At 72.0% G+C, this 10,175-nt stretch carries 9 protein-coding genes; 5 read left to right on the top strand and 4 right to left on the bottom strand.

The window, feature by feature from the left end:
• Positions 1 to 56: 56 nt before the first annotated feature.
• The 3 genes from lnt to ADY59_RS44685 all read left to right on the top strand — a co-directional run bounded on the left by lnt (position 57) and on the right by ADY59_RS44685 (position 2,988).
• Complete coding sequence (gene lnt, locus ADY59_RS44695; protein ID WP_049576630.1) at positions 57 to 1,547, top strand: apolipoprotein N-acyltransferase; 1,491 nt, start codon at positions 57 to 59, stop codon at positions 1,545 to 1,547.
• Positions 1,548 to 1,549: 2 nt separating this feature from the next.
• A complete protein-coding gene (locus ADY59_RS44690; RefSeq protein WP_049576627.1) occupies positions 1,550 to 2,293 on the top strand; it encodes a polyprenol monophosphomannose synthase in 744 nt (247 codons plus the stop codon).
• 143 nt (positions 2,294 to 2,436) lie between these two features.
• Entirely contained in the window at positions 2,437 to 2,988 is a 552-nt protein-coding gene (locus tag ADY59_RS44685) for an FxsA family protein (RefSeq protein ID WP_049576624.1), read from the top strand.
• A 76-nt stretch (positions 2,989 to 3,064) separates the two neighbouring features.
• On the opposite strand, the gene ADY59_RS44680 is transcribed toward ADY59_RS44685, so the two are convergent.
• Positions 3,065 to 3,409 (bottom strand): RNA polymerase-binding protein RbpA, encoded by a 345-nt coding sequence (locus ADY59_RS44680; protein ID WP_043625492.1) that lies wholly within the window; start codon positions 3,407 to 3,409, stop codon positions 3,065 to 3,067.
• 134 nt (positions 3,410 to 3,543) lie between these two features.
• Positions 3,544 to 4,044, bottom strand: coding sequence for a nuclear transport factor 2 family protein (locus ADY59_RS44675; protein ID WP_063780980.1), 501 nt, complete (start codon positions 4,042 to 4,044; stop codon positions 3,544 to 3,546).
• A gap of 33 nt (positions 4,045 to 4,077) precedes the next feature.
• Between ADY59_RS44675 and ADY59_RS44670 the strand changes: the two genes are divergently transcribed.
• On the top strand, positions 4,078 to 4,554 hold the full coding sequence (locus tag ADY59_RS44670) for a winged helix-turn-helix transcriptional regulator (protein WP_231619190.1): 477 nt from the start codon (positions 4,078 to 4,080) through the stop codon (positions 4,552 to 4,554).
• Between the two features lie 66 nt (positions 4,555 to 4,620).
• On the opposite strand, the gene ADY59_RS44665 is transcribed toward ADY59_RS44670, so the two are convergent.
• A complete protein-coding gene (locus ADY59_RS44665) occupies positions 4,621 to 5,985 on the bottom strand; it encodes an MFS transporter (RefSeq protein WP_156326129.1) in 1,365 nt (454 codons plus the stop codon).
• A gap of 111 nt (positions 5,986 to 6,096) precedes the next feature.
• On the opposite strand from ADY59_RS44665, the gene ADY59_RS44660 reads away from it, so the two are divergent.
• Complete coding sequence (locus ADY59_RS44660) at positions 6,097 to 8,748, top strand: ATP-binding protein (protein ID WP_049576617.1); 2,652 nt, start codon at positions 6,097 to 6,099, stop codon at positions 8,746 to 8,748.
• Between the two features lie 16 nt (positions 8,749 to 8,764).
• Here ADY59_RS44660 and ADY59_RS44655 read toward each other — a convergent pair.
• Positions 8,765 to 10,175 (bottom strand): MFS transporter (locus ADY59_RS44655; RefSeq protein WP_049576614.1); only part of this gene is annotated, 1,411 nt, incomplete at its 5' end.

Below are 10,175 nucleotides of genomic sequence, written 5' to 3'. Positions count from 1 at the left end.
TTAATTCATCCGGACCCCACCACACTTTACACTACCCTCTTCGTCGGCAGCGTCAGATGTGTAAAAGAGGCGGGCTCTTTCTGGCGTTCCCGCCGCTCGGGTGGTGGCCGTGCGCGCCGCTGGGCCTCGGGCTGATCGTCGCGTCCCTGTACGGGGCGCGGCCCCGGCGGGCGGCCTGGCTGGGCTACCTGGGCGCGCTGGTGTTCCTGGTGCCGGCGCTCGCCTGGGTGCGGACGGTGGGCGAGGACGTCTGGCTGATGCTGGTCGGCGTCGAGAGCCTGTTCTACGCGGCCATGGCGGCGGCGGCCGCGCTGGTGTTCCGGCTGAAGTGGTGGCCGCTGTGGTTCGCCGCGCTGTGGGTGGCGATGGAGTGGCTGCGCGGCCTGGTGCCGATCGGCGGGTTCCCGTGGGCGCGGGTGGCCTTCAGCCAGGGCGAGTCGGTGTTCACCCCGTACGCCGCGCTGGGCGGCGCGCCGCTGGTGTCGTTCGCCGTGGCCCTGTGCGGCTCGCTGCTCGCCTACGCGCTCGTACGGCCGCGCACCGGGCTGCGCCGGGCGGCGGTGCTGCGGCGGGCCGCGGTGCCGCTGGCGCTCGCGCTGGCCGTGCCCCTGCTCGGCCTGGCGGTGCCGCGCCCCGGCGACGAGGGCCGCACCGTCAACGTCGGCATCGTGCAGGGCAGCGTGCCCGGCCGCGGCCTCGACATCTTCGGCGACGAGCCCGCCATCGTGCTGAAGAACCACGCCGACGGCACCAGGCGCATCGCCCAGGCCGTCCGCGACGGCAAGCTGCCCAAGCCCGACATCGTGGTCCTGCCGGAGAACTCCACCGACATCGACCCCTACCGCGACGCCTCCGCCTACCGGACCATCGACGAGTCGATCAAGGATGTCGGCGTGCCCACGCTGGTCGGCGCCGTGGTGGCCATCGGCGACGAGCACCGCGCCACCCGCAGCCTGGTGTGGGACCCGGTCACCGGCCCCGGCGCCCACTACGACAAGCAGCACCTGGTCCCGTTCGGCGAGTACACGCCGTTCAAGGAGCTCGTGTTCGCCCTGTGGGACCGGGCCGCGCTGGTCGGCAGGCAGTCCATCCCCGGCGACCGGCCCGGCGACCTCAGGCTGGGCCCCGTCACCATCGGCGCCGTCAACTGCTACGAGGTGGCCTACGACGACACCGTGCGCGGCACCGTACGGGCCGGGGGCACCCCGCTCGTGGTGCAGACCAACAACGCCACCTACGCGCTGTCCAACCTGCCGGCGCAGCAGCTGGCCATGTCGCAGCTGCGCGCCGTCGAGCACAACAGGGCCGTGGTCACCGCCGCCACGACCGGGATCTCCGCGTACGTGACACCGGACGGTAGGGTCTCCTGGCAGACTCGCGAGCTCGTGGCCGACCAGACCGTGGTGACGGTGCCGGTACGCACCGAACAGACGATCGCCACGAGGGTCGGCGCGGTGCCGGAGTGGGCATTGATGGTTATGGCAGCGGCGGCCGTCGGAGTCGCCGTGTGGCGCAGGCGGCGGGACGACCGGATGGGGAACGACTGACGATGGAGACTCTCGGGCGGGTGCTGGTCATCGTCCCGACCTACAACGAGCGCGACAACCTGCCGAGGATCGCCGAGCGGCTGCGGGCGGCGGTGCCCGGCGCGCATCTGCTGGTGGCCGACGACAACAGCCCCGACGGCACCGGCAAGATCGCCGACGAGCTCGCGTCCGGCGACGACCACGTGCACGTCCTGCACCGCCCGGCCAAGCAGGGCCTGGGCGCCGCCTACATCGCCGGGTTCCGGTGGGGGCTGGACGAGGGCTTCGACGTGCTGGTCGAGATGGACGCCGACGGCTCGCACCAGCCCGAGGAGCTGCACAAGCTGCTGGAGGCGCTGGCCGACGGCGCCGACCTGGCCATCGGCTCGCGTTACGTGCCGGGCGGCCGGGTGATGAACTGGCCCGCCTCCCGCGAGTTCCTGTCGCGGGGCGCCAACGTCTACACACGGCTCATGCTGGGCCTGCCGGTGCGCGACGCCACGGCGGGCTTCCGCGCCTACCGGGCGGCCACGCTGGAGAAGATCGGGCTGGCCGACGTCGAGTCGCAGGGCTACTGCTTCCAGGTCGACCTGACGCTGCGGGCCGCCCGGCACGGGCTGCGGGTGGCCGAGGTGCCGATCACGTTCGTCGAGCGCACGGTCGGCACGAGCAAGATGAGCGGCCGGGTCATGGGGGAGGCGTTCTGGCGCATCGCCCAGTGGGGCGTCACCGGCCTGCCCGCCCGGATGCGCAGGCGGCGCGGCTGAGCCGTCCGCGCGCACGGGCGGACGCGCGGCCGGGCCGCCCGTCCGATGAACAGGGCCGTCCGTCCGGGTGGGCCTGAGCGGAACGCATCGGGGCCGCCGGGCGTTGTCCGTGGTGTAGACGTGTGCGGAATCGAGGGCGAACGATGCGGCTTGTGCTATTCCTGGCCTTCCTGCTGGTGCCGATGCTGGAGATCTGGCTGCTCATCCAGGTGGGGGCGGTCATCGGCGGCTGGCCGACGGTGGGCCTGCTCGTCGCGGCGAGCCTGCTGGGCTCGTGGCTGATCCGGCGTGAGGGGCGCAAGGCGTGGCGCAACCTGCAGGAGGCGCTGCAGTCGGGGCGGATGCCGGAGCGGGAGCTGGCCGACGGCGGGCTCATCGTCGTGGGCGGCACGCTGCTGCTCACGCCCGGCTTCTTCAGCGACGTGGTCGGCATGCTGTGCATCCTGCCGATGACCCGGCCGATGATGCGGCGGCTGGGCGCGTACTTCTTCCAGCGGCGCGTGAAGAAGATGGCGGCGGCCTCGCCGTACGCGAACCTCTTCGCGGCCCAGCCGGGCGCGGTGCCGGCGGACCCGCCGCACGCGGCGCCGCGCCGGCCCGGGCAGTTCGGGGAGCGCGGGCCCGGCGGGGAGCGGCCCGGGGAGCACGGCAAGCCCGGCAAGGTCGTGCACGGCGAAGTGATCCGGGAAGACTGACCCGGGAAAACTGACCCGGCGCCGGACAGAGAAAACCCCCGGGCGGTCAGCCCGGGGGTTTCACCGTGAGAGGTCGTCAGGCGCTCTTGCGACGCTGGGCCCGCAGGACCGCCAGCCGCTCGTTGAGCACCTCTTCCAGGTCTTCGATGGACCGCCGCTCCAGGAGCATGTCCCAGTGTGTCCGCGGGGGCTTCGTCTTCTTCGATTCCGGCTGCTCGCCGTCGACCCGAACCGCGGTGGCGCCGCACATGCGGCACTCCCAGGTCGCGGGGATCTCGGCCTCGGCGGCAAGCGGAACCTCGAAGCGATGGCCCTTGGGGCAGGTGTAGGACACCTCCTGGCGGGGGGCCAGATCCGTGTTACGGTCGTTCTCGTAGCTGGTTGCCCCGAGCCGGGTGCCACGAAGCGCGCGCTCGCCCATGTTTCAATGCCTCCTACAGGGCCCCCATGCGTGGGGGGTCTGTCTCCCACGGTGTGTAACGCTTGGTACCGTGATGGGATTCCCACCTGCGGGGTGATCCAATCGCGCATCGGGCTAGCAGTTGGGCGCGGCGCCTACGAGCTGCGGTTGGTCAGCAGGGGCACCAGGGTTCTGTCACCGGCGCGGGTCATCGCGTGCAGCGTGCCCGTCGCGGCTCCCACCAGCAGCGGCAGTCCCCGGCGGCCCCGGGCGAGGCCGGTGCCGATGGCCGCCATGAGGGCGGTGAGGCCCGGCAGCGGCCGCACCCACAGCGTGATCTCTTCGACCAGGCCGTGCTCGCCGAAGCGCAGCAGCGCCGACTCCTCCAGTTCCTGGCGGCCCACGCGGGCCGTGGCGGCCAGCATGCGGACGCGGTCGTCGCCCACGTCGGTGTGGTAGCGCATGCCGCGCACCACGCCGAGCACCACCCCGAACAGTTCGCGCAGGTCGCGTTCGCCGGTGAAGCCGGCCGTGGCGCTCAGCGGGGAGTGGAAGGCCGCGTCCGGCGCGAGCGTGGCCATCAGCGCGTCGAGATCCCCGGCCTCGCCGGCTTCGCGGTACGCCCGCGCTGGTGAGTCCTGAATGTGAACTGACATGAGTTCACTTTATCAACCCCATATGCTGGGCCCGTGAACAGGTTCGGGGAGATGCACTGCTCCATCGCCCAGGCCGTCGGCGTCGTCGCCGAGCCCTGGACGCCGCTCATCCTGCGCGACCTCTTCCTCGGCGTGCGCCGGTTCGACGACCTGGCCGAGGATCTGGGCATCTCGCGCAACCTGCTGACCAGGCGGCTGGACCACCTGGTGGCGGCGGGGGTGGTGGAGCGGCAGCCCTACCAGGACCGGCCGCCGCGCCACGAGTACGTGCTGACGGAGGCGGGCCGCGACATCGTGCCCGCGCTCATCACGCTCATGGCGTGGGGCGACCGGTGGGCCACGCCGCCCGGCGGCCCGCCGGCGCTGCTCGTGCACTCGTGCGGGCAGCAGTTCAGCCCGGTCGTGACGTGCCCGCACTGCGGCGGCGAGGCCAACGCCGAGACAGTGCTGGCCGTCCGGGGCCCCGGCGCCGCGCAGGGGCCGGGCACGATGGTCCTGGCCGCTCCCTAGCGGGGCGGACATCCGTGCGCGGGAATGCGGACTGATCGGCGGCCATCTCCGTCAGGGCCATCTCCGTCAGGACGTCTGCGCCTGCCCGCGGGCCGGCAGGGCGAGGGCCGCGAGAAGGCCGAGGACGGTGCCGCCGGCGGCGGTGTAGACCGCGGCGGGCAGCCCCCACGCGGTGGCGACGGCCACCAGGACGGCCAGGCCGGTGGCGATGCCCACCTGGAAGGCGGTCGACGCCATCCCGCTGGCGGTGCCCTGCTCGTGATCGGCCACGCCGGTGCCGGTGGCGGCGAACATGGCGGGAAAGACGATGCCCATCCCCAGTCCGTAGACGACGACGCCGGGAAGCAGCGCGGTGAAGGAGCCCCCCGAGCCCATCGCGGCGGCGAGCAGCACGTTGCCGATCACCCCGGCGCCCAGCCCGATGATCAGTGTCGTACGGGTTCCGAACCGGTGCATGAGCCGCTCGGAGAAGAAGTCCCCGGCGGCGATGACCAGTGACATCGCCAGGAACGCCAGCCCGGCCTGGAGCGCGGTGTAAGCGAGCACGTCCTGGAAGTACAGGGTGAGGAAGAACATGACGGTGTTCATGGCCGCCCCGAACGGGATGATCACCAGGGTGCCGGCACTGAGGTTGCGGTTGGCGAGCAGGCGCAGCGGCATCAGCGGGGACCGGCTGCGCGCCTCGATCGCCACGAACCCGGCCAGCAACAGCAGCGCGAGGACACCGGCCACGGCCACCGGCGGGGTGAGGCCGGCCTCGCCGGCCTGGGCGATGGCGAACACCAGCAGGGTGGCCCCGAGGGTTCCGGTGATCGCCCCGGGAATGTCGAACGAGCCGCGCACCTGCGGACGGTCGGCGTCGAGAAGGGTGAACGTGCCGATCAGCGCGGCCGCCACCAGCGGGAGGTTCACCCAGAACACGGCCTGCCAGCCGAAGGCGTGGGTGAGCAGGCCGCCCAGCAGCGCCCCCAGGCTGAGTCCGCCCGCTCCGGCCAGCGCCCACCACATCAGCGCCCGGTTACGGTCCCTGCCTTCGGCGAACACCGTGTTCACCAGCGACAGCGTCGCGGGGAAGACGAGCGCCGCACCGATGCCCTGCGTCACCCGCGCGATGATCAGCGGCGCCGGGGAGGTGGCCAGGGCGCCGAGGATCGAGGCCGCGCCGAAGAGGAGCAGTCCGGTGTTCAGTATCAGGCGCCGCCCCAGCAGGTCGGCCATCCGCCCGCCCAGCAGGAGGAACCCGCCGTAGAAGACGGCGTAGGCGCTGACCACCCACTGCAGGCCGTGCGTGGAGAACCCGATGTCCTGCCCGATGTGCGGGAGGGCGACATAGATGATGGTGAAGTCGAGCGAGGTGATCAAGTTGGAGAACGCCAGCAGGGCGAGCGTCAACCCGATCAACCGGGTCGGCCTGGTTCGCGTGACAGTCATGGCAGAGACGGTAAGGACCAGGCTGCATCCTCCGAATCGGTAGAAATTACGGAATTGCGGCCATCCCAGCAGAGTTACGTATGGGTACTGACACCTACTGACGGAGGGCCGGTGCTGTACGGGCGGGCGGCGGAGCAGGAGGCTCTTGAGGCACTCCTGGTCGCTGCCGCGAGCAGGCGGAGCGGCGCGGTGGTGATCCGCGGGGAGCCCGGGATCGGCAAATCGGCGCTGATGGACTGGACCGCCTCCACCGCCGCCCGGCGCGGCTTGCGCATCCTGCGGGTGACTGGTGCGGAGAGCGAGACCGATCTGGCGTACGCGGGCCTGGTTCAGCTGCTCTGGCCCGTCCAGGAGCACATCGGCGCCCTTCCCGAGGCTCAGGCGGATGCCCTGCGGGCGGTGCTGGGCACGGGGAGCGCCACCGGGGTGGACCGGTTCCGCAACGCTCTCGCCGTGCTCACCCTCGTCACCGAGCTCGCCGACCGGCAGCCGGTGCTGTGTCTCGTCGATGACGCTCACTGGGTCGACCGCGCCACGACGGAGGCGTTGCTGTTCACCGCCAGGCGGCTCGCCGCGGAGGGCGTGGTCATGGTGTTCTCGGCCCGTACCGGCGCCTTCGACGCCGCGGGTCTCGCCGAGCTGCACCTCTCTCGGCTGAGCGACGCGGAGGCGGCGCGGGTGCTCGCCGCGCGGACGCTCCCCCCGGCGCTCGTGGAGCGGATCATCGCCGAATCGGGTGGCAACCCCCTGGCGCTGGTCGAGTTCGCGGCCTCTCCTGCCGTACAGCCGGAACCGGCGGCGCCCCTGCCGGTGCCCGAGCGGCTCACGGGCCTGTTCCACGCGCAGATCGCCGGGCTCACCCCGCGCACGCGGACCATGCTGTCGCTCGCCGCCGCCGAGGACCGAGGGCATCTGCCCACCCTCGTGACGGCCGGTCGCGCTCTCGGCGTGGATCTGAGGGATCTCGACGGAGCGGACCAGGCGGGACTGGTCTGCATCACGACAGATCGGGTCGTCTTCCGTCATCCGATGATCCGGAACGCCGCCTACCACGCGGTCGCGCCCAGCCGCCGGCTCGCCGTCCACGCGGCCCTGGCCGACGCGGTGGACGACCCGGATCTGCGCGCGCGGCATCTCTCGGCCGCGACGACGGAGCCACGGGAGACGGTCGCCGCCGACCTGGCGAAGGCGGCCGGCCGGGCGCACGCCCGGGGAGCGTACGCCTCGGCCGCCCAGCTGTACGAGCGGGCCGCCCGGCTCACCCCGGACCAGCGCCGCCGGGCCGTTCGCCTGGCGGAAGCCGCCGAACAGGCCCTCGCCGCGGGAGACGTGGACCACGCCGAGACCCTCGCGATCGACGCCGGGAACACGGCCGTCGACGGATCGCACCGGGCCCGGGTCGCCCGCGTCCGTGCCACGGTCGCGTTCGAACGGGAGGCCCCGGGCCGCGCGGCCGCCCTGCTCGTCGACGGAGCCGCCGGAGCCGGACGGGAGCACGCGGCCGAGATGCTCCGGCTCGCCGCGGGTTACGGCTGGTTCTCCGGCGAACCCGGCATGGTCCACACCGCCGCCGGACAGCTCGACGCCCTGGGCCTGCCCGATGACGCGGCGACCGGAATGGCGCTGCTCGTCGAGCAGGACTACGCGGCCGGCGTGCGCCGGCTCGACCGGTACGTACGGCGGATCCGCGCCGGGGACGGCGATCCGGACCGGATCCACGCCATCTACGCCGCGACACTGCTCGGCGACGACGAAGCGGTCCTGGAGCTCACCGCGGCGGAGATCGAGAAATACCGGAGGCAGGGGTTCATCGGCCGTCTGCCGAAGATCCTGCAGAACCGTTGCAGCGCACTGTTCCGGGCCGGCCTCCACCAGGACGCCGCGGCGGTCGCGGACGAGGCCATCACGATCGCCCGGGACACCGGCATGCGCCGGCGTCTGGACGAGATCGAGGTGGCACTCGCGTGGATCGCCGCGGCCGAAGGAGACGAGGCCCGGTGCCGGAAGCTCGTCGCGGACGCGGCCGACACCAGCCGTGTGGCCGCCGCCTGCGCCCTGAGCTTTCTCGATCTGGGGCTGGGACGCGACGAGGCGGCCCTGCGGCGTCTCGAAGCCGCCCACGCCGGGCCGGGACACCACGTCACGGTGCTGACCACGTCCATGCCTGACCTGATCGAGGCGGCCGTACGGCTCGGGGCGGCCGACCGGGCCGCGGAACCGCTGCGCCGCTTCGAGGCGTGGGCCCACGCGATCCGGCAACCCTGGGCGGAGGCGGTGGCGCTGCGCTGCCGCGCTCTGCTCACCGGCTCCCAGGAGCTGTACGAACGTGCGGTGACCCTGCACGGCAAGGGTGGCAGGCCGTTCGAGCGGGCCCGGACCGAGCTGCTGTACGGCGAGTGGCTCCGGCGCGACCACCGCGCCCCCGAAGCCCGCGAACACCTCATGACGGCGTTGCGGATCTTCGAGGAGCTGCGCGCCCGGCCGTGGGCCGAGCGCAGCCGGAGCGAACTGCGGGCCGCCGGAGCGTCGGCGGCACCCGCCCGGCCGGCCGGGCCGAGCCTCCTGGATCGGCTGACGCCGCAGGAACTGCAGGTCACCCGGCTGGCGGCGGAAGGGCACACCAGCAGGGAGATCGCCGCGCGGCTGTTCCTCAGCCGGCGGACCGTCGAACACCACCTCTACCGGGCCTACCCGAAACTCGGCGTCACCTCCCGCCGCGAGCTCGCCCGGCTCGAGCTCTCCGACGGTGGCAGCTCCTCCTGAGGGAGCACGGCATGCCCTAAATCCTCGCGGGCACCTCGTTGCCGGCGGCGCGGATGGCCTTGGGCAGGTTGACCATGGCCAGCAGCACGAAACCGAGCACGAAGAAGACGATCATCGACAGGATGGCGATGCGGTAGCTGTTGGTGAACTGCAGCGTGATGGTGATCGTGAGCGAGCCGATGAAGGCCGAGCCCTTGTCGCTGATCTGCAGCAGGCTGAAATACTCCGCCTCCCGCCCCTTCGGGATCACCTGGGAGAACAGCGAGCGCGACAGGGCCTGGCTGCCGCCCAGCACGATCGCGATCGCGAACGCCATCAGGTAGAACTGCGTCGCCTCGCCCTCCCGTACGAACAGCGCCGTGATGACGATGACGGTCCACACCACCAGGCTCGCCAGCACGGTGTTCTTGGTGCCGAACCGCCTGGCCAGCCTGCCGAGCAGCAGCGCGCCGAAGAACGCCACGAACTGCACCATGAGGATCGCGGTGATCTGCACCGTCTGATCAAGCTTGAGCGCCTCGGAGGCGAACGCCGCGCTGTTGCCGATCACCGTCTGGATGCCGTCGTTGTAGACCAGGTACGCCACCAGGAACAGCAGCGTCAGCGGATACTTGCGCAGTTCCCTGAGGGTGCGGCCGAGCTGGCGGAAGCTGCCGCCCATCGAGGCCATCGCGGTGTGCTCGTGGGCGGGCACGGGCCGGTTGCGCAGCCGCAGCAGGGGCACGATCGTGAAGGTCGCCCACCACAACCCGGCCGACATCATGGCGATGCGCACCGCGTGGCCCTGCTCCAGCCCGAGGCTCTCGTAGTTGAGGAAGAGCACGAGGTTGAGCGCCAGCAGCACGCCGCCGCCCAGATAGCCGATCGCCCACCCGCGTGAGGAGACCCGGTCACGCTCCTCGGCCGTGGAGATCTGCGGCAGGAACGAGTCGTAGACCACGACGGACGAGCCGTAGGCCAGGTTGGCGATCACGAACAGCACGCCGCCCAGCAGGTAGCGGTCGCCCTCGACGAAGTACAGGCCCATCGCGGCCAGCGCGCCCGCGTAGGCGAAGCCGCCGAGCATCTCCCGCTTGCGGCCGGTGTGGTCGGCCAGCGCGCCCACGATCGGCAGGAAGACGATCTGCAGCAGCACCGCGGCCGTCGTGATCAGCCCGAAGTACGCGGCCGGGCGGATGTCCATGCCGAGCACGTCCACGTAGCCGAGGCCGGGGTTGGCCGCGGCCAGCTGGTCGAAGGTCTCGACACAGGTGGCGGAGGCGACCTGCGGGAAGTCCTTGGCGCACGCCGCGGTCTTGGCGACCGGGATCAGGTACGGGCCGAGGAAGACCGAGATGACCGTGGTGTAGAAGGCGGAGTTGGCCCAGTCGTAGAAGTACCAGCCGCGCTGCTCGCGCCTGCGGGCGGCGGGGGAGGCGTCGGTGGGG

This window comes from Nonomuraea sp. SBT364 (genome assembly GCF_001083785.1).
Lineage (GTDB): Bacteria > Actinomycetota > Actinomycetes > Streptosporangiales > Streptosporangiaceae > Nonomuraea.
The sequence above is the reverse complement of the archived record's forward strand: the minus strand, read 5'-3'. Positions and strand labels throughout refer to the sequence as shown.

Excerpts from the sequence above, each read along its gene's own strand:
- lnt (WP_049576630.1), top strand. The coding sequence starts at position 57 with ATGTGTAAAAGAGGCGGGCTCTTTCTGGCGTTCCCGCCGCTCGGGTGG.
- ADY59_RS44690 (WP_049576627.1), top strand. The coding sequence starts at position 1,550 with ATGGAGACTCTCGGGCGGGTGCTGGTCATCGTCCCGACCTACAACGAG.
- ADY59_RS44685 (WP_049576624.1), top strand. The coding sequence starts at position 2,437 with ATGCGGCTTGTGCTATTCCTGGCCTTCCTGCTGGTGCCGATGCTGGAG.
- ADY59_RS44680 (WP_043625492.1), bottom strand. The coding sequence starts at position 3,409 with ATGGGCGAGCGCGCGCTTCGTGGCACCCGGCTCGGGGCAACCAGCTAC.
- ADY59_RS44675 (WP_063780980.1), bottom strand. The coding sequence starts at position 4,044 with ATGTCAGTTCACATTCAGGACTCACCAGCGCGGGCGTACCGCGAAGCC.
- ADY59_RS44665 (WP_156326129.1), bottom strand. The coding sequence starts at position 5,985 with ATGACTGTCACGCGAACCAGGCCGACCCGGTTGATCGGGTTGACGCTC.